The organism is Hymenobacter fastidiosus, from assembly GCF_039539565.1.
In the GTDB taxonomy this organism is placed as follows: Bacteria; Bacteroidota; Bacteroidia; order Cytophagales; family Hymenobacteraceae; genus Hymenobacter; species Hymenobacter fastidiosus.
Genome location: NZ_BAABDJ010000027.1, coordinates 43,447 through 61,718 on the forward strand (window position 1 = coordinate 43,447; position 18,272 = coordinate 61,718).

The following is an 18,272-nucleotide window of genomic DNA, read 5'->3' on the forward strand; positions in this document are numbered from 1 at the left end:
CTTCCAACCAACTCTAAGCCGGCGCCCCATGCAACAATTCTTCCTCTCCGCCCTGACCTTTCTGCTGCCGCTTGCGGGTACTACTATCGCTCAGGCGCAGACCACCAACGTGAATGCGGCCCGCTTCGAGTACTGCGAGCTGCTGAAAACCGACTTCCTGAATGAGCCGACCAAAACCAAGGGCAGCGATATCTTCGTGGACTTCGGCTTTGGCTTCGAGAAGCTCGGCGACAGTGAGTTTGCCAAGCGCGAGGTGGGCAAGATGGAAGTGTTTTCGACCCCGCTGAGCACGCTCAACTACATGGGCAAGCTGGGCTGGGAAGTGGTGCAGGTGTATTCGCTGCCCAATGGCCAGCGCAATCAGCAGTTCACCCACATCCTGCTGCGGCGCCTTACTACTTCTTCCGGCCCCAGGTAAGCCGCGTTATTTTCGCTGAAAAGCCGGCTACCCACACGGGGCAGCCGGCTTTTCTTTTGTGGTATTGAGGACGCGCAGGCTCCGCCCCTACGCGTGCCAGGCCATCGGAATATCGGCTTCAAACTGCCCGGGCACGGTGGAAACGCGGCCCAGCAGGCGGCCTTCGCGCTCAAACCCCAGCTTCTCGTAGAGGGCAATGGCGCGCTGGTTACTCTCGCGCACCAGCAGCTCTACCCGCCGGATGTGCGGTAGCTGCCGGCGCGTGGTGCTGAGCAGGGCCGTGAAGAGCTGATAGCCGAGCTTCTGCCCCTGATACCGTGGATGAATGGCCAGGGTCAGCTCGCCCAGCACGTGGGCGAAGATGCGCAGCCCGCTGCCGTAGGCGTGAATCTCTCCGGCCAGCCCCGCGCCGTCGGGGTGCTCTACTACCAGCGCTACGCCGTTGGCTAAGCTGCGCGTAAGGAAGGTTTGAACGTAGTCGGGAGTGATTTCGGCGGCGCTGCGGGCCAGGCCGCCGCCCTGCCCGGCCACCGTGCGGTAGAGGGTTTCGATAGCGGCAGCATCCGCCGGCGTGGCAGCGCGAACGGTAAAATCGGGCATCAGAGTAAGGGAAGTTATTGGTATAGGACTTGCGCAATGGTTCGCCAAAGTCATTCCACGCAGGGTCCCGCAGGGTTAAACCGCAGGGGCTCGCAGTGTTTTATTCCGTTCGCACTGCGAGACCCCGCGCTTTAACCCTGCGAAACCCTGCGTGAAAGCTAATTCAACAGTTTTGCGTAAGCCCTATGGTCGTAAAAAGGCCGGCGTGAACCTCGCCGGGCCGGTCAATTGTCGGGGCGTAGGCCGTTCTGGCTGAACAGGCGGCGCTTGAAGCGCAGCGTCTTGTAGAGGTCGCCGAGCGAGATCTTGGCCCGGCCGTAGAACACCGGCCCGTTCAGCTCGCGCTGCAGGCTGCGGCTGACGAATACCGGCTGCCGCCAGCCCAGGCCGGTACCCAGCGAAAACCAGCGGAAGACGCGCATCTGGCCCGCCACGGTGGGCTCGGCCAGCCAGATAGTTTGCTTGGGCGAACGAAGCACTGAGCCGTCGGGCACGAAATAGCGGGAGTAGGACTTGCCTACCCCCATTTGCGCCTGCCCACTGATTTCCCAGCGCTTGGTGCGCAGCACCACGTACTCGCCGTAGCCGGCCACGTAGCGGAAGCGCAGCTCGGCGCGGGTAGCCGCGGGCAGCTCGGCCGGCGGGGGCTGGCGGGAAGGAATAGCGTTGCTGAGCAGGTACACGCCGATGCCGGTGCGCAGGCGGCCGCGCCATTCCACGCCCAGTTTCAGGCCCAGCAGCGTTACGTAGTGGCGGTTGAGAATGGAGTTGCGCACGTCGAGCTGAAACACCGGCCGCCGGTGCAGCTGGGCGCTGTCGGCGCTGAAGCCGGAATCCTGGGCCGCCGCCGTAAGCGCCAGCAGCATTGCTGCCAGACTTGTTGCCCAGATCTTTTTAACCGGCCCGCTCACGTCCCAAAGGTACGTACCCCTCCCTGGAGAGTTATAATCCGAAGGACAGAAACTCCGCGTCCCGCGGTTTTTGCCGGTAATCTGCCTGGATGGCAGCGGCGGAAAAGGGTTCACTGCTACGGGTTTGCTGCTTCACCCGGCCGGAGCGCGGGTTCACCCGGTTAGCCCTGGGGGTTGGGCCGCCACCGGGGTAGCTTTGTTCACCTCCATTTCCTCCGCCGATGCTCACGCCCGACTTCCTGTTTTCCCTGGCCAATCCCCTGGCCCTGATCGGCTGGCTGCTCCTGGCGCTGGCTCCCCGCTGGCGCGGCACGCGGATGCTGGTGCATTCGGGCGCCCTGCCCCTCGCGCTGGCCGCCACCTACGCGGCGCTGATTGGCGCTCATTATTTCGGGCCCCACGCCAGTGCCGGCGGCTTCAGCTCCCTGGCCGAGGTGGCGGCGCTGTTTCAGGACCCGTGGGCGCTGCTGGCCGGCTGGGTGCACTACCTCTGCTTCGACCTGACCATTGGGGCCTGGGAAGCCCGGGATGCCCGGCGGCGCGGCGTCCCCCACGGACTGCTGGTGCCCTGTCTGCTGCTCACGTTTATGCTCGGCCCGGTGGGCCTGCTGCTCTACAGTGCGCTGCGGCGCGCCTACCCGCTGGCTACAACTACCGCCGTGGCTGCCGCCTGATTTTCATACTTCTGACCTTTTAACTTACTCCTGATGGAAACGCGGGCATTATCTACTTCTGCTGCCGGCAGCGCTATGGAGCGGACCGCAGACTCCGGCTACGGGCTGAGGCATTTTCTGCGGGTGCTGCACCGCGCCAGCCCAATGCTGTCCTGGGCGGGCTGGCTCAACGTGCCCCTTATTGCCCTGGCCCTGCTCCTGCTGCCGTTCGACGACCGGGTGGTAACGGGCCTGAACGTGTGGTTTAAGCCCCTCAAATTCGCGCTGTCCACCCTGATTTACGTCTGGACGCTGGGCTGGCTGCTGGCCGATCTGCCGGCAGCGGCCCAACGCGCCACGCGCATCATCAGCTGGGGCGTGGCCGTGAGCATGACGGTCGAAATGCTGGCTGTTTTCCTGCAGGCGGCCCGGGGCACCACCTCGCACTTCAACGTAACCTCCGCCCTGGATGGTGCCCTGTTCGGGGTAATGGGACTCTTCATTTCGCTCAATACCGGGCTGCTGGTCTGGGCGCTGTACCTCACGCTGCGGCACCGGCCGTTTGGTCCGGCCGCCTACGTGTGGGGCATGCGGCTGGGGCTGCTGCTGTTTCTGGTGGGCAGCGCCGTGGGTGGCACCATGATTCGCCAGATGGGCCATACCGTTGGCGCGGCCGACGGCGGGCCGGGCCTGCCGGGGCTGGGCTGGAGCACCCGCGCCGGCGACCTGCGGGCGGCCCACTTTCTGGGGCTGCACGCCCTGCAGCTGCTCCCGCTGGCCGGGTGGCTGCTGGCCCGGTATTTCCCCCGGGGGCAAGTACGCGGCCAGCTGCTCGGGCTGCTGGCCTTCACGCTGCTATACGTCGGGGCCGTGGCGTGGCTGTACTGGCACGCTCTGCAGGGGCTGCCGCTCTGGCCGGCAAGCTGATCTGAGGTCTTACTATTTCTCCTTTATCCATGAATTCACCTACCGTTACCGCCGTCGGCATCCCCGCGACCAGTCAGATTGCCGCAGGGTTTTCGTCGGTTGACTATGCCGATGCCTACCAGCTGCCGCTACTGGCGCAGCACCCGGTGGCCGCGCCGGCAGTGGCCCAGTTGCTTTTCGGGCAGGGTCCCGGCTGGGTGCGGCACCTGCTGCGTCTGCGCCACTGGCTGGTACGCCCGCTGGGCCTCACAACCTTCCCCGCCACTCCCCTCTCCCCCGACCAGCCCCTGGTGCCCGGTGGTCGGCTGGGGCTGTTTCAGGTGTTCAGCGTCGCGGACCAGGAAGTGGTGCTGGGACTGAACGACCGGCACCTGGATTTCCGCGTGTCGGTGTGGGTGCCGCCGACGCCCCCCCGCCGGGCGGTGGTAACGACAGTCGTCCATTTTCATAACCGGGTAGGGCGCTTATATTTCGCCGTCATCCGCCCGTTTCATCACCTGGTGGTAAAGGCGCTGTTGCGCCACGCGCTGCGCAAACCGGCGGCGGGGCAGTTGGCTGAAAAACCGGAAGCCGGTATCTTCCGGCCCCGGTAAGCCGGCCGCTTTCCTGTTCCCGCCCTGGTCACTTCCCTGTCTTTGCTTCACGGCCCTTCTTTTACCCTATGAACGACCGCCGCCTGCTGTTGCTGGGAGTGCCGCTGCTGGCCGGGCTCATCAGCCTGCTGACCGTAGACGAGCTGCCGCAGCTGCTGAATCCGGAAATCCTGGTGGTGAACCTGGCTATTTCGCTGCTGTTTACCACCGTACTGTGGCTGGGCACCCGCACCATCTGGTTTGCGCTGCTGCGGTATTATCCCCGGGTAGAGCAGACCCGACGGCGGCTCTGGCTGCTGGCCGGAATCTGCCTGCTGTACACGGCGGCGGCTACGGCCCTGCTCATGGCCGCGCTGCACCTGCTCATACCGCCCTACTTCCCGCTGAAGCCCCCGGCGCTGTTCCGGCAGATTTCCTTCAACCTGATTCCGGCGGTGCTGGTGCTGCTGCTCTACGAAAGCATCCGATTCTTTCAGCAGTGGGAGCACAACGTGCGCCGCGCCGAGCAGCTCACCCAGGCCGGCGTGCAGAGCCAGCTCGAAGCCCTGCAAAACCAGCTCGACCCCCACTTTCTCTTCAACAGCCTCAACACCCTGGCCGCCCTCATCGACGATGCCAACGCCCCGGCCCAGCAGTTTGTGGAGCAGCTGGCCGACGTGTACCGCTACGTGCTGCTGGCCCGCGAAAAGCCCACCGTGCCGCTGGCCGAGGAGCTGGCTTTCGTGGAAACCTACGTGGCCCTGCAAAAAACCCGGTTTCGCGACAACCTGCGGGTCACCCAGCATATTCCGGCCGGTTTGCTGACCCAACACGTGGCCCCGCTGAGCGTGCAGCTGCTGGTTGAAAATGCGCTGAAGCACAACGTGGTGAGTCAGGCCCACCCGCTGGAAGTCACGATAACGGCGGCGGCCGAGGGCGGCTACCTGCGGGTGCAGAACTCCTTCCGGGCCCGCGCCGCCGGGCTGGCCCCCAGCACCGGACTGGGCCTGCAAAACATCCGTCACCGCTACGAGCTGTTGCAGGCCCCGCTGCCGGTCCGCATAGAAGCCACCGAAGCAACGTTTACCGTTTATCTACCCCTGATTGGTTGAATATCGGCTGCTGAATTGAAAACACGACTGTCATCCTTCATCTGGCGTTCGCCTGCGAAGGACCTTCCTCGGATATCCTGCCAAACCTGGTTAAACGAGCAAAGCCATTTCCCATAGCGCGGAGAAAGATGTTGTGCAGTGCAAGGAGTTTTAGAGTGCTGAAAGAGGGAGGTCCTTCGCAAGAATACGCCAGATGAAAGATGACAATCGACAAAAAACGCATTCCTAAACCTTCCCAATGCCCGCCATGACCGTTCTGCTGCTCGAAGATGAGTTTCCCGCCGCCGAGCGGCTCCAACGGCTGCTGCTGCAAGTGGCCCCCGACGCCCGGGTCGTGGCCGTGCTCGACAGCGTGGCCGCGGCGGTAGCCTGGCTCACCGACCAGCCCGCGCCCGACCTGATCATCTCCGACATCCAGCTCGCCGACGGCCTGAGCCTCGACATCTTCGACCAGGTACTCGTGCGCAGCCCGGTGGTTTTTGCCACGGCCTACGATGCCTACGCGCTGCGGGCGTTCAAAGCCAACAGCATCGATTACCTGCTCAAACCCATCAAGCTGGCCGAGTTGCAGGCGGCCCTACTCAAGCTGCGGGAATGGCGCACGCCCCTAGCCCCGGCCCGGCAGCTGGAAACCCTGCGCGACAGCCTGCCCCGCCCCGAGCGGCAGTACAAAACCCGCTTTCTGGTTCGCAGCGGGGAGCAGCTTTTGCCCCTGCCCGCCCGTACCGTCGCCTGGTTTCAGAGCCGCCACGAAATCACAACCTTGGTGGCCACCGACGGCCGCCGCTACGTGGTCGACTACACGCTGGAGCAGCTGGAAAAGCTGCTGGAGCCCCAGCACTTTTTTCGCCTCAACCGGCAGCTTATCACGCATTTGCAGGCCGTGCAGCGCCTCCATCCCCACTTCAACGGCAAGCTCAAGCTGGACCTCTCCCCCGCCCCCACCGACGAAGTGCTGGTCAGCCGGGAAAAAGCCGGCGCGTTTAAGAGCTGGCTGGAAGGATAATGTGAGGAATTTGCTGATGTGGGAATGTGCTGATGTGGGAATGTGAGTAATGTGAAAAATGTGCTACGTCCTTTCATCACAAGTATTCTGTATAAGTACCCAACAAGAATTAGTTTGACCTATTTGGAACGTCATGCTGAGCTTGTCGAAGCATCTCTAACTAGTCGTTAAACGATTGGTTTAGTGCGCGGTAGAGATGCTTCGACAAGCTCAGCATGACGTTCTTTTTAATGCAAAACGATTTTCGCCACCTACTTATGAAGCAGGTACGTAGTACATTCCTCACATTCGGCACATTAGCACATCAACACATTCCTCACATTCGGCACATTAGCACATTGCCCACATTGCCTACATTGGCACATTAAACTCACCGCTCCAGCCAGGCGCGGAAGGCGGGGACCCGCTCGCGGCTCACCAGTACGTCGCCCTCGGGGCCGGCGGGCAGCAGCACGGTTTTCAGGCGGCTGTTGGTGTAGTGGATGATGTCCTGGATGGAATCCTGGTGCACGAAGTAGGCGCGGTTGAGGCGGAAGAACCGGCGCGGATCCAGCAGCTTTTCCAGCTGCTCCAGCGTCTGGTCGATAACAAAGCGGCGGTTTTCGCGGGTTTGCAGGAAGGTGGCTTTTTCGAGGCTGAAGAAGTAGCTGATGTTTTCCACCGGAATCACCTTCAGGTGCTCCCCCACTTTCACCACGAACTGCTTTTTGTACTGACCGGACGGCTGCAGCTGCTGCAACACCTGCGCGAGCAGGGCCGGATCGAAGGCCGGGGTGGGCGGGGCGGTCGTACCGCGCAGCGCCCGCAGCTTGTGCAGCGCCGCCTGCAACTCTTCCTCATCAATGGGCTTGAGCAGGTAGTCGATGCTGTTGACTTTGAAGGCCCGCAGCGCGTAGGCATCGTAGGCCGTGGTGAAGATGACGGGGCAGCGCACGTCGGCCTTTTCAAACAGCTCGAAGCTCAGCCCATCCGACAAGTGGATATCCAGGAACAGCACGTCGGGCGGCGTGGGAGCCGTTTGCAGCAGCACCACGGCGGCTTCCACCGAATCGGCCGTGGCGCGGACTTCTACCGGCGGGTTCTGGCGGCGCAGCAGGTCGGTGAGGCGGCGGGCAGCCAGCGGCTCATCTTCAATAACGAAGGCAATCATCTTGGGTAATTCTTGATGTTGAATTCTGAATGTGTCTGTCGTCCTTCATCTGGCGTCCACTTGCGAAGGATCTGCCTCGGACAATTACTGAAGCCTTTTAATTGAGCAGAGTTGTTGAGCGTTGCGGGCAAAAGGGTGCCGGCGTTGCACTTGTTTTTGAGGTACTGAAGAGGCAGGTCCTTCACTCTGCTTCGCGCCGTTCAGGATGACAGTCGGATTCATACTTTCTAATTCATAATTTCTAAAACCGGCAACGTTACCACGAATTCGGCCGCCGTGCGCGCCACCTGCACGGGCTCGGCGGTGAGGTGGGCGTAGCGGGCCGTTAGGTTGGGCAGCCCGATACCCAGGGACTCGTCGGGGCCCAGGCGGCGCAGGCGCAGGGTGTTGCGCACCTGCAGGGTTTTGGCGGCGGCATCCAGCTCGATGCGCAGGTGCATGGGCTGACTCACGCTGGCGGCATTGTGCTTGAGGGCGTTTTCCAGCAGCAGCTGCAAACTCAGGGGCGGCACGACGAAGTGGGCGGGAATCTGCCGGGCATCGGGCAGCTCAAAGCGCAGGGCTTCGCCGTAGCGGATGTGTTGCAGAAACAGGTAGGACCGGGCAAATTCCAGCTCCTCAGCCAGGGGTACTACTTCGCGCTGGCGGGCATCGAGCACGTAGCGGTACACCTGGGAAAGCTGCCGGATGAAGCGCACGGCCAGCTTGGGCTCCTCCTCCACCAGCGAAGTAAGCGCGTTCAGGGCGTTGAACATGAAGTGCGGATCGAGCTGCTGACGCAGCGACGCGGTTTCGGCCAACGCTATTTCCTTCTGCAGCCGCTCGTTGCGCACCAGCGCCTCGCGCCAGCCCAGCAGGAACGAGCGGCTGTGCATAAACATGGAAATCAGCACCGTGATGACCAGCGGAAACACGTAGCCGTCGACATACTCCGCCGAGAACAGCCGCGCCGGGCTCTGCTGCCGGTACAGAATGTAGCCCAGCCGCACCAGCACGATAACCGCCAGCGACCCGACCAATGACACCAGCAGCGTGAGTACTAATCGTTTGGCCGGCGACTGTTTCCACCCCACGTACTTGTCGAGCCAGTCGACGGAGTAGCCGTTGGCCAGCCACAGGCCGGTGGTGTAGATGGTGGTCAGGGTGAAGTTCAGCAGCAGCTCCCGGGGGTTGTCCAGGCAGCGCAGGCAGGTGAGAAAGCTGATGGCAGCCGATACGCCCAGCAGGGTGAGCAGCAGCCGCAGCAACGGCCGCGGGGCGCGCAAAGGCGGCATGGTAGGAGCGTGTTCGGACATGGAGCAGGCCGCGAAGCCGGGCAGAAATGTGGAAGAAGGCAGGGCAAGATAGGAACTCAGGCCCCAGAAGAGGCTGGAAACCCAAGCCGGTCGGCCTGCCAGGCATAATACAGTCCAAAGCCCGGCACCGGCACCAGCGTGCCGCAGCCAAGGTGCAAGCCAGGGTTGAGCTGGTGCGGGGAGTGCATTGGTGGTAGAGGCAGCGCGGTGAAACGAGCATGCCCCACGCTGCCTTTGGCAACGCGGGGCGCGGGGGCATTCAGAATTACTTCGCGGCGGCCTGCGTGGTGGCGGACTGCTCGTAGGCTTTCAGCCGGCCCAGCACCTGCCGCTCGCCCCAGTTCGGCGCCAGGGGGCTGCGGAGCTGAAAGGCGGCAAACCGGGCCCTGGCTTCCTCAAACACGGGCTTAGCGACTTCGGGGCCGCCGCCGAACATCTTGGGCGTAAAATACAGGTTGTTGCCCTGCACCAGGTAGATGCGCGGGTTGGCCGGGTTCAGCGCCTTGGCCTGCCCGAGCACCTCGATTACCATGCGCGAGTATTTGCCCGAGCGGATCATAGGCGAAATTCCCAGCCGCGCCTGGTAGACGTAGGCTTGCAGCACCAGCAGCTCCGACTCCTCCCCGCCCAGCTTGCGGGCCTGGGCCAGGGCGGCCTCAGCCTGGTCGAGGTACTTATCTTTCACGTCGCCGTCCTCTTTGCTCGTGAAGCAGACGATGGTGTGGCCGTAGGCCTGGTAGTAGCGGGGCAGCCAGTCGGTGGGCAGGGCGGCGGCGGCGCGCTCCAGCTTGCTCACGCTTTCCTTGAGCCGGGCCGGGTCGCCGGTGCTCATCAGCTCGGCGATGGTGGCGGCCATCATGTCGGAGTAGCCGGCCGGGGCCGCTACCGTAGCCACAGGGGCAGCGGTTTTTGATTGGGCCACGGCCGGAAACGAAGCGGCGGCCAGGGCGAGGAGGAGCAGGGATTTTTTCATGGCAGTAGTGAAAAGAAGGAGAAGGATGTTGGGGGGTGAAAGACGATGCTCCAAAGGTGGCCGCTAGCCGGCCCGCCCAAAACTTTATGTTGCCGAAGCGTCGGATAAGCAGGATGAAGCGCGACTGCCTCAGCCCCTCCTGGCCTCCCCCCCGGCCCCTCTGCTAAGGAGAGGGGAGCCTGATGGCGCGAACGAACACAAGCCTCAGCTTCTCAGCTGAAGCTTGTGTGCTCTTCCAGCTGGTAATTGGTTCGTGACTGGCAAAGTCGGAGGCGAGAGCCGACGACTCTGTGCCGTCTGGCTCCCCTCTCTTCAGGAGAGGGGTCGGGGGTGAGGCCTTATTCCGGCGCCGTGTTGGTATCGGCGGGGCGCTTCTTGTTGATGGAAATCAGCAGGGCCACGAACACCATGCGCGGGGCCGAGGGCACCACGGCCGTGGCCGGAAACTGGCCGCTGGCGTCGCGGGTGGCGCCGTAGCGGTAGCCGAACACGTTCGGCCGGCCCAGCACGTTGGTGCAGGACACGTGCACGATGGTGAAGTTCTTCCACAGCGTGGTCACGTAGCTGGCGTTCAGGCTGAAATCCTGGAAGCTGGGCAGGCGGCCGGCGTTGTAGCCCGTCAGGTCGTTGGGGTTGTAGTAGGCCCGGGGACTGTTGTAGGTGTAGGTGGCGCCAACCAGCGTGTGCATTTTGCCCAGCCAGTATTTGCCCACCAGGCTCAGGTTGTGGCGGGCGGCGAAGGTGGGCACGGCCAGCACCGGATCGAAGCGCTGCTGGCGGCGGGTGTCGAGGTAGCCGTAGCTGATCCAGTAGTCGCCGTTTTTGATGGTTTTCTTGTCGCGCAGCAGCACGTCGACCCCGCGGGCGTAGCCGGTGCCGGTGGTGCGGTAGGTGCCGGGGTCGAAGGGCGTGAGCGGGTCGTTGGCCGGGTTCGGGGCGTAGCGGAGCAGGTGGGCGTAGGTTTTGGAATAGGCTTCCACGCGCAGGGTGCGGTTCTGGTACGTGCGCAGGTAGGTGAGCTGCCAGTGCTGGCTCCGCTCGAAGCGCAGCTGCCGGGGCTGCTCGGCGCGCAGCAGCAGGTCGTTGGCGGGCGTCTGGTAGAAGTAGCCCCAGGCCCCCGACAGCTGCGTTTTCTCGTTCAGCTGGTAGGCCATGGCCACCCGCGGCGCGGCGTTCCAGCGGTGCAGCACCCCCGAATACTCGCCCCGCCCACCTACCCGGCCCACCAGCTTGTTGCTCAGGCTGAAGTTGACTTCGGCAAAGCCCGCGGCCCGCTGCTCATCGAACTGAAACAGCGTGTCGCGCCCGGCGGCGTAGCGCTGCTGGTCGCGCTGCACCAGGCCTTCCACCCCCATTTTCAGGTTCCAGTAGGCGCTGGCTGAGTCGTTGGTGAGCACCAGCCGGCCCACCACCGACTGCTCCAGCTCGCGGCTGACGAACTCCTGCTCGGCCCCCGTATCGGCGGCGCGAACGGTCATGCTCTACGCCTGCTGGTCGCGGGTGGCGGCCAGCCCGGTCTGCACCGACCAGCCCCGGCTGAGCGGACCGCGGAAAGTGGTGTTCACGTAGCTGTTGGTCGAGGCCAGACGGGCCGGGCGGCCATCGGTCCACTCCGCATCCGGCAGGCGCACGCCCAGGGTCTGCCGGGTAAACTGCCCGTACACCTTCAGCATACCCAGGTCGCCGGTTTGCCGGCGCAGCGCCACCGACCCGCCGCCCGACTCAAACGCCGTGAGCATCTGCTGGGGCACCAGCCCGAAGTAGGGCCGCATGTTCAGGTAGTCGCCCGTCACGGCCACCGACGAGCGCTCGGCCCGCTGCTGGTGCGACAGGCTCAGCCCACCCAACGAAAGCACCGAAATGCCGGTCTGGGTTTCCGGGGCCAGATCCTCGGTGTTCAGCGCCACCACCGCCGACAGCGCCTGCCCGTACTCGGCCGAGTAGCCGCCGGTGCTGAAGGCCATGCCTTTGAAGAGCATGGGCGAAAACCGTCCCCGGGCCGGCACCCCCGAGAGGCTGGCGTTGTAGGGGCTTTGCAGCAGCATACCATCCAGGTACTGCTTGGTTTCGCCGGCGGCCCCGCCGCGCACGAACAGCTTGCCTTCTTCCCCGTTGCGGGTGGTGCCGGGCATGGTGTTGAAGGCCCCGGCCACGTCGGCCGACGCTCCGGCCGTCGTCACCACGTCGCGGGCGGTGAAGACGGTGTTGCGCCTGGTGTCGCTGGCCTCGAAAGTGCCGGAGGTGATAACCACGTCGCCGAGCTGATTGCGCACTTCCTTCAGCACGAACGCCAGCTTCTGGGCGGGGCCGGTCAGGGTCACGGGCTGCTCCTGGGGCATATAGCCCAGGGTGGTGACCACCAGCGGCAGGGTCCCCGTCTGGCGGGTGCTGAAGCGGAAGCGCCCCAGCGAATCGGTGCTGGCGCCGTCGAAGGTGGTTTTCAGGAACACGTTCACGCCCGGCAGGGCGCGCCCCCCGGCGTCGCGCACGGTGCCGCTGAGGGTGGTGGCGGTTTGGGCCGCCAGCGGCAGGGCCACGGTGGTCAGCAGGAGCAGCAGCGGAAGTAGCAGACGTTTCATGGGTAGGGCAGCGAAGTGATGCCCAAAGGTGAAGCGCGGCGGCGGCGGCTGAAACTAAAGGTTGCTGAAGCGTCGGATCAGGGGGATGAAGTGACTTCGTCAATGAACAATTATCAATGAGCAATTATCAATGAGCAATAAGCGGCGGGTCGTTGCGAGCGAAGCATTCCGCGCATCAGGCGGCAGTAATCCGTCCTGAGCACCGAAGAAAGCGCTATGATACCCCCGGCACTCGCTCGGCTGGGCCGGGTGAGCCCTACGCTCCGGCAGCTCTGCCGCGCGCGTCTGCCGCGCCGGCGCAGGCCGCGCCCACGGATTCGGGGCATAGCCCATCAGGCGTACTACTCACCCGGCATAGCCGAGCGAGTGCAAGGGGTACATTGTGAAAAACACCGTGGGCCGGCTCTGCGAAGGCAGCAGCCCCCAGCAGGTGGCCCGGCTGCGGATCGTGGACCCCGCCTGCGGCTCCGGCTCCTTTTTGCTGGGGGCCTACCAGTTTCTGCTCGACTGGCACCTAGCCTACTACCAGGCCCACCCCACGGCGGCCCTGCCGCCTACGGTGGCCCCGGCCGGGGCCGTCCAGGCGGGGCGGCGCCAGCGGCGGCGGCTTTCGGTCAGGCGGGGGCCCAGGCGGGCTTCGGTGCCCCGTACCCACAGTACGTTGGCCACCAGGGCCAGCAGCAGCGCCCCGGCGGCCCAGTACAGCTTAAACCAGTTGAAGCCCTCCAGGAAGTGCCCATACTTGTTCAGGTCGGAGTACTGCACGTCGGGGTTGCCGCCGTATTCGAGCAGCTTGTGGTTGAGGCCCAGCTTCTCTTTGAAGATCTTGGCCACGTAGTACACCACCATCACAAAGTGGCCCAGGTACTTGTTGTTCACCAGCACCTGCATGGCCAGCACGCACAGCAGCAGGTAGTCGGGCAGCTGCACCACAAACAACGTTACGAGGTAAAGTCCGGGCTCGTAGTTGAAGTAGCCTTTCAGGGTCTGGAGCAGTGAAGCTTGGAAAAGGGAAGCAATCTAAGTAGATTTAACACGTATTACTGATTCGTATGCCATGACCAAAAGCAGAATAACTAATTTGTCATCAGACATGAATAAATTAATACTTACTATAATCTTATCGTTACATTCGCAAATAGACCTATTTGCTGGTTCTGGTTCTGACAGGTATATTGATGAGACAGGAGAGGGAGGGCCTTTAGCTTTTCTTATGCCCTTTGTCATCCTTATAATCTTAGCCATTGTACTGATTGGTCATTTTAAAGGGTCTACTCGTTCTAAATCAGAGATAAGGGCTTCGGAAGCTAGAGCGAAGGCAGATGACGAGGCACGCGCATCAAAAAAAGCAAGGGAGGACGCAAGACTGGAAGCAATTCGGCAAGCTGAACTCCTTTCAATTATATCACAGAAGATATTTTGCACACAATCCCCTGAAGATCAGTCAACTACAATAAATGAACAAGGTGAATTAAACGCTACACTTATACATGAAGGAGAGTATATTTCTCAGATGTTCTCCATGAAAGGGGGATTCATTGTGGAAAGATTCTGGGATAAGGGTAATCATCCTTTGCGCAATACGACCATTATTCGTGAGGATATCACCCATGCTACTGAAGCAAATGGATATGTTTGGGCAGAAGACCCCCCTGATTACCCTTATTATTAGTATGTGCTTGAAAAGTGGTGTTGAAGAAGCATGGTGAATACACACCTTACTAACTGATGTTACGCACCATTTTGACCGATTGGCTGGAAAGGGCCTTTGCTGAAGCAGCTAAAGTGGCTTCAGAAAGAGGGGGCGCAATCAGTGCGTAACATCAGTTACTAAGAGTGCAATTCAAATCTTCGCTTGGTTGTTTTTGAGCAGTTGGGTGACGAGGTCAAACTTTCGGCTTTTGTAGGCTACGCGCAGGCGCAGCAGGTGGTCGCAGCCATGGTTAGCCCAGCGCTGGCCGGAGCGTTTCATGCGCACTTGCAGCACACTGCGGTGAGCGGCCTCAATCGGACCGCTGCCGATGAGCAGGCCGTCGGCCTGATAGGAGCCATAGCGCATGCGGTAGTGATTGGCCCGCAAGTAGGTGCCCAAGCACTGCCAGTCCGCCGCGGGTAGCTGCCGCAGCCCGGCCACGTGGGCTTCGACTTGTTCGCTCTCGTCGCAAAGCAGGTACTGGCATGCCGCACCCCATCAGCACCAGCAGCAGCACCCCCTAAATTAGCCCCAGGGCGACCAGCTTACTCAGGAAGGGCACCCAGTTGGGCACGGGCAGGGCGTCGGTGATTTGGGCCACGCCGTTGTCGCGCTCCCGCCACACCAACTCGCCGGAGTAGTGGCCTTGGTTAAAAGTTTGGTCCAAAGGTTAAACGGGCCGGTCATCAGGCGCTGCCTGGTTCCCCTCCTGGCGCGAGTTTAGCGCAGCGTAACTCGTGACCAGCCATGAGGTGGAGGTTGTACCTCCACTGCCGCGCCAGCGGCAAACCGATACCGCGCCGCCCGGAGCAATCCGGGCGGCGCATTCGTTCTGGCGGGGGAGGCACAGCCTCCCGGCAAGGCTGGTCACGAGTTACGCTGCGCTAAACTCGCGCCAGCAGGGGCGGGCTTCCTTGCTGATTGACACTATTTCACTACTAATAGGCCGCCCCGCCGGGGCTGGCAAACGGCGCAAGTGCGTAAGTCCTATGCAGGTCGAATACCAGCTGATCTGGGTCGGGCTGAGTGACATTCTCTGCGTGAAAGGGCTCAGGGATTACGTGAAGGTGCATTTACACAGCGTGCCACGGCCTTTGCTGTCGCTCTTGAGGGTGGAGGCCATGGAAGCGCAGCTGCCCGCCCGCCGGTTGCTGCGCTTCCCCCGCTCCTTCATCGTGGCCCTGGACAACATCGAGGCGGTTCGCCGCCACACGGTGCCCGTCGGTCCCGTCGCCATTGTAGTCAGCGACCAGTACAAGGAAACGTTCCTGCAGTTTCTGAGCCGCCGGGCTTCGCCTTAGAGCGTGTGGACACTTAGCTAAAAGGGCCTTTGAAGCCATCGAAACAGTCATGCTGAACTTGTCGAAGCATCTCTACCGAACGTTTTGCCGCAAAAAAACGGTAGCGATGCTTCGACAAGCTCAGCATGACCGCCTTTTTCGTTAAGTGTCCACACGCTCTAGGTGGGGCGGCGGGTTCACAGCCGGAGTTTGGGGGCTGATTCCGGCCCGGCTTTTTCTACTTTTGCCCCACGGCCCGGCCGCTTTCATTTTGCTTTAGTATCCATGCCCGACCACGCGGCCGTTCCGGCCACCATTTCCCGCCCCCGGTTAGCCGTGCTGTGCCTGTCCGAAAGTCTGGGCGGGCTCGAGCTCAACAGCCTGAAGTTCGCGGCCTGGATGCAGGCGCGGGGCTGGGACGTGACGTTCGTGGCGCCCCCGGCTTCGCCCCTGGCCGGGCTGGCGGCGCAATGGTTCGTGCCTCTGGCCCCCCTGCGGGCGCAGCGCGGCTTCCGGCTCCCGGCCGCTGCCCGGGCCCTGGGCCGGGAGCTGGAGCAGCGCCGGGTAGAGGTGCTCATCATCACCCAGAACAAGGATCTGGGCCTGGCGACGCTGGCCAAGCTACTGGTCAAGGGCCGCCTGCACCTGATTTATCAGCAGCACATGCAGCTGGGCCTGGCCAAGCGCGACTGGTTTCACACCCTGCGCTTCCGCCTGCTCGATGCCTGGCTGTCGCCCCTGCCCAGCCTGGCCCGGCAGGTGACGGAGAAAACCCGGTTTGCCCCCAGCCGGGTACACGTAGTACCCCTGGGCTTGCTCGTAGAGCAGTTTTCCGCTTCGCCGGTTCCCCGGGACGTAGCCCGGCGGGCGTTGAACCTGCCAGCGGAAGGTCCCCTGCTCGGCATTCTGGGCCGGCTCGACGACGGCAAGGGTCAGGATTTCGTGCTTGAGGCCCTGCATCAGCTGCGCACCACCACGGCCCACCCGGCCCGGCTGCTGATTATGGGCGAGCTGACCCGCAACGAAGGCGACGCCTACCTGCACCGGCTGCGGGAGCTGGTGGTGCGGCTGGACTTGCAGGAACAGGTGTTTTTCCGCGACTTCCAACCCGACCCGGTCACCTTCTACCAGGCCATCGACGTGTTCGTGCTGGCCTCGACCAGCGAAACCTACGGCATGGTGACCCTGGAAGCCATGGCGGCCGGCGTGCCCATCGTAGCCTCGGCCACGGGCGGCACCGTCGACCTGGTTCAGGACGGCCAAACCGGTCTGCTCTACCCGCTGGGTGATGTAGCCGCCTGCGTGCGGCAGCTCCGTCAGTGCCTGGAACAAGCCGAACCCACCCGGCAGCGCGTGGCCCGGGCCCGACAGGAAGTGCAGCGCTATTCCCACCATCAGCAGTGCGCGCTGACGGAAGTGGTTATCGATTCGATAGTGGCTCCGGACTCCGCCCCCCGCTAGAGCGGTTTCGCCCTCCGTTTACCGGTCACCCATAACGCGAAGTTCCCCTTCACGAGTAGTTGCTGACGGCGGCTTCACACTCGGGCAACGAGTCGCGAAGTGGAACTTCGCGGGTCGTTGCTGACGGCGACTTCGCACTCGGGCAACGAGTCGCGAAGTCCACCTTCGCGGGTCGTTGCTGACGGCGGCTTCACACTCGGGCAACGAGTCGCGAAGTGGAACTTCGCGTTACTTCAACTGACGCCGAAAGACGGCATACCGTTGAGGCATCGACGGCCAAAACGGAGCGGCAAAAGGCTGTGCGTAGGAATGGCGCTGCCTCAAATCTGTCGTCGCCCCGGCGGGGAGTAAAAGCTCCGAAGAAGAGCCCGGCCGGCCGGGACTGTCCCAACTCTGGCGGCCGTACCCCATCTTTACGCCGACTCTTTCTGTTTCCTATGACCCTTTCCTGGACCACCAAGCCCTTTGCCGACCTTACCCTCGCCGAGCTCTACGCCCTGCTCCAGCTGCGCTCCGCCGTATTTGTGGTAGAGCAGACCTGCGCGTTTCAGGATATCGACGGCCAGGATCAGGCCGCCTACCACCTGCTGGGCTACACCGAAAGCGGGGCGCTGGCCGCCTACGCCCGTCTGTTTGCCGCCGGTATCTCCTACCCGGAAGCCAGCATCGGCCGCGTGGCGGTGAGTCCGCAGCTCCGGCGCTACGGGCTGGGCCGGCAGCTATTGGCGCAGGCGCTGACCACGGTAGAAACGCTGTTCGGCGCCCAGCCCATTCAGATTGGGGCCCAGCTCTACCTGCAGAAGTTCTATGAGGGCTTCGGCTTCCGTCAGCAAGGGGCCGGGTACCTCGAAGACGACATTCCGCACATTCATATGCTGCGCAGCTAAGCGCATTTCCCAAAAAAAAGGTCCGGCGTATGCGCTAGACCTTTTTTTATTAGCTCCGAAACCGGCTGTTACCGCTTCATCATCCGCAGCGACTTGCCGGAGATGGTGACCGAGGCGCTATCCGAAAACTGACAGGCGAACTGCGGAATAAACACGTTTTCCAGGCTCAGCCCGCTCTTGTGGCGCACCGTCAGATTGGCGCCCGCAATGCGGTTGTTCTCCTTGAGGTGCAGCTCGGCGCCGGGGCCGGCCTCCGGGCCGGTGGTGGCGCGCAGAAAGCCCAGGGTGTTGTTGGCCAGCGTCACGGCGCCGGCCCCGTTCTGCTCGATGGTCAGGCTGTCGAGCGTGAAGTCGTCCACGTACACGGCCTGGTCGCCGGTGGTCCGCACCCGGGTCAGGGCGGGGCAGGAAATCAGCACCTTCATGCCGCCAATGCTCTTTTCCTGGCCCTGCGAATCCTTAGGGAAGCTGGTCGTGACCAGCAGGCGGCGGCCGGCCTGCCGCACCTGAATGTAGGGGGCCGAATACTTATCGACCCGCACGCCGAATGCGCCCGGCGTCAGGCGGATATCCAGGTTGTTGCCCGCGGCCTGCACCTCGTCGAAATCACGCAGGCTCAGCGCCGTGAAGTGGCGGAACACGTTCTTGTAGGCGCCGGTGCGGTACTCGGCTTTCAGGGCAATGTCGTAGGTCAGCAGCGAGCCCACCAGGATGCCCACAATCGTAACCAGCAGCTTATTACTCGTTTTCATCGG

Annotated in this window: 21 protein-coding genes; 10 read left to right on the plus strand and 11 right to left on the minus strand. The window is 62.8% G+C overall.

Features of this window, described 5'->3' with window-relative positions; all coding sequences use genetic code 11:
- Positions 1–28: 28 nt before the first annotated feature.
- A complete protein-coding gene (locus ABD833_RS12340) occupies positions 29–418 on the plus strand; it encodes a hypothetical protein (RefSeq protein ID WP_345073358.1) in 390 nt (129 codons plus the stop codon).
- 87 nt (positions 419–505) lie between these two features.
- Here ABD833_RS12340 and ABD833_RS12345 read toward each other — a convergent pair whose 3' ends face one another.
- Together ABD833_RS12345 and ABD833_RS12350 are read right to left on the minus strand one after the other, a co-directional pair.
- Positions 506–1,018, minus strand: coding sequence for a GNAT family N-acetyltransferase (locus ABD833_RS12345; RefSeq protein WP_345073360.1), 513 nt, complete (start codon positions 1,016–1,018; stop codon positions 506–508).
- 224 nt (positions 1,019–1,242) lie between these two features.
- Positions 1,243–1,884 (minus strand): hypothetical protein, encoded by a 642-nt coding sequence (locus ABD833_RS12350; RefSeq protein ID WP_345073361.1) that lies wholly within the window; start codon positions 1,882–1,884, stop codon positions 1,243–1,245.
- 266 nt (positions 1,885–2,150) lie between these two features.
- On the opposite strand from ABD833_RS12350, the gene ABD833_RS12355 reads away from it, so the two are divergent.
- The 5 genes from ABD833_RS12355 (at position 2,151) to ABD833_RS12375 (ending at position 6,199) form a co-directional block, all read left to right on the plus strand.
- Positions 2,151–2,603, plus strand: a complete 453-nt coding sequence (locus ABD833_RS12355) for an ABA4-like family protein (protein ID WP_345073362.1) — start codon at positions 2,151–2,153, stop codon at positions 2,601–2,603.
- Positions 2,604–2,678: 75 nt separating this feature from the next.
- Positions 2,679–3,509: a hypothetical protein gene (locus ABD833_RS12360; protein WP_345073363.1), complete on the plus strand. Its 831-nt coding sequence runs from the start codon at positions 2,679–2,681 to the stop codon at positions 3,507–3,509.
- A 29-nt stretch (positions 3,510–3,538) separates the two neighbouring features.
- On the plus strand, positions 3,539–4,102 hold the full coding sequence (locus tag ABD833_RS12365; protein WP_345073364.1) for a DUF2867 domain-containing protein: 564 nt from the start codon (positions 3,539–3,541) through the stop codon (positions 4,100–4,102).
- A 68-nt stretch (positions 4,103–4,170) separates the two neighbouring features.
- Positions 4,171–5,193, plus strand: a complete 1,023-nt coding sequence (locus ABD833_RS12370; RefSeq protein WP_345073365.1) for a sensor histidine kinase — start codon at positions 4,171–4,173, stop codon at positions 5,191–5,193.
- 247 nt (positions 5,194–5,440) lie between these two features.
- Positions 5,441–6,199, plus strand: coding sequence for a LytR/AlgR family response regulator transcription factor (locus ABD833_RS12375; protein WP_345073366.1), 759 nt, complete (start codon positions 5,441–5,443; stop codon positions 6,197–6,199).
- 370 nt (positions 6,200–6,569) lie between these two features.
- Here the strand turns inward: ABD833_RS12375 and ABD833_RS12380 are convergent, their stop codons facing one another.
- The 6 genes from ABD833_RS12380 to ABD833_RS12405 all read right to left on the minus strand — a co-directional run bounded on the left by ABD833_RS12380 (position 6,570) and on the right by ABD833_RS12405 (position 13,129).
- A complete protein-coding gene (locus ABD833_RS12380) occupies positions 6,570–7,349 on the minus strand; it encodes a LytR/AlgR family response regulator transcription factor (protein ID WP_345073367.1) in 780 nt (259 codons plus the stop codon).
- Positions 7,350–7,576: 227 nt separating this feature from the next.
- On the minus strand, positions 7,577–8,644 hold the full coding sequence (locus tag ABD833_RS12385; protein ID WP_345073368.1) for a sensor histidine kinase: 1,068 nt from the start codon (positions 8,642–8,644) through the stop codon (positions 7,577–7,579).
- A gap of 265 nt (positions 8,645–8,909) precedes the next feature.
- Positions 8,910–9,617 (minus strand): hypothetical protein, encoded by a 708-nt coding sequence (locus tag ABD833_RS12390; protein ID WP_345073369.1) that lies wholly within the window; start codon positions 9,615–9,617, stop codon positions 8,910–8,912.
- Positions 9,618–9,955: 338 nt separating this feature from the next.
- Entirely contained in the window at positions 9,956–11,095 is a 1,140-nt protein-coding gene (locus ABD833_RS12395; RefSeq protein ID WP_345073370.1) for a TonB-dependent receptor, read from the minus strand.
- A gap of 3 nt (positions 11,096–11,098) precedes the next feature.
- A complete protein-coding gene (locus tag ABD833_RS12400) occupies positions 11,099–12,196 on the minus strand; it encodes a TonB-dependent receptor (RefSeq protein WP_345073371.1) in 1,098 nt (365 codons plus the stop codon).
- A gap of 522 nt (positions 12,197–12,718) precedes the next feature.
- Complete coding sequence (locus tag ABD833_RS12405; RefSeq protein WP_345073372.1) at positions 12,719–13,129, minus strand: hypothetical protein; 411 nt, start codon at positions 13,127–13,129, stop codon at positions 12,719–12,721.
- A gap of 160 nt (positions 13,130–13,289) precedes the next feature.
- On the opposite strand from ABD833_RS12405, the gene ABD833_RS12410 reads away from it, so the two are divergent.
- Positions 13,290–13,868, plus strand: coding sequence for a hypothetical protein (locus ABD833_RS12410; protein WP_345073373.1), 579 nt, complete (start codon positions 13,290–13,292; stop codon positions 13,866–13,868).
- A 171-nt stretch (positions 13,869–14,039) separates the two neighbouring features.
- On the opposite strand, the gene ABD833_RS12415 is transcribed toward ABD833_RS12410, so the two are convergent.
- Both ABD833_RS12415 and ABD833_RS12420 read right to left on the minus strand, forming a co-directional pair.
- A complete protein-coding gene (locus ABD833_RS12415) occupies positions 14,040–14,255 on the minus strand; it encodes a hypothetical protein (RefSeq protein ID WP_345073440.1) in 216 nt (71 codons plus the stop codon).
- Between the two features lie 154 nt (positions 14,256–14,409).
- A complete protein-coding gene (locus ABD833_RS12420; RefSeq protein ID WP_345073374.1) occupies positions 14,410–14,556 on the minus strand; it encodes a hypothetical protein in 147 nt (48 codons plus the stop codon).
- A 322-nt stretch (positions 14,557–14,878) separates the two neighbouring features.
- Here ABD833_RS12420 and ABD833_RS12425 point away from each other — a divergent pair, with 322 nt between their 5' ends.
- The 3 genes from ABD833_RS12425 to ABD833_RS12435 all read left to right on the plus strand — a co-directional run bounded on the left by ABD833_RS12425 (position 14,879) and on the right by ABD833_RS12435 (position 17,517).
- On the plus strand, positions 14,879–15,190 hold the full coding sequence (locus ABD833_RS12425) for a LytTR family transcriptional regulator DNA-binding domain-containing protein (RefSeq protein ID WP_345073375.1): 312 nt from the start codon (positions 14,879–14,881) through the stop codon (positions 15,188–15,190).
- A gap of 264 nt (positions 15,191–15,454) precedes the next feature.
- Entirely contained in the window at positions 15,455–16,630 is a 1,176-nt protein-coding gene (locus ABD833_RS12430; protein ID WP_345073376.1) for a glycosyltransferase, read from the plus strand.
- Between the two features lie 437 nt (positions 16,631–17,067).
- Positions 17,068–17,517 carry a GNAT family N-acetyltransferase gene (locus ABD833_RS12435; protein WP_345073377.1) on the plus strand — a complete coding sequence of 150 codons (450 nt, stop codon included), beginning with the start codon at positions 17,068–17,070 and terminating at the stop codon, positions 17,515–17,517.
- 68 nt (positions 17,518–17,585) lie between these two features.
- On the opposite strand, the gene ABD833_RS12440 is transcribed toward ABD833_RS12435, so the two are convergent.
- Positions 17,586–18,269, minus strand: coding sequence for a hypothetical protein (locus ABD833_RS12440; protein ID WP_345073378.1), 684 nt, complete (start codon positions 18,267–18,269; stop codon positions 17,586–17,588).
- Positions 18,270–18,272: the final 3 nt, after the last annotated feature.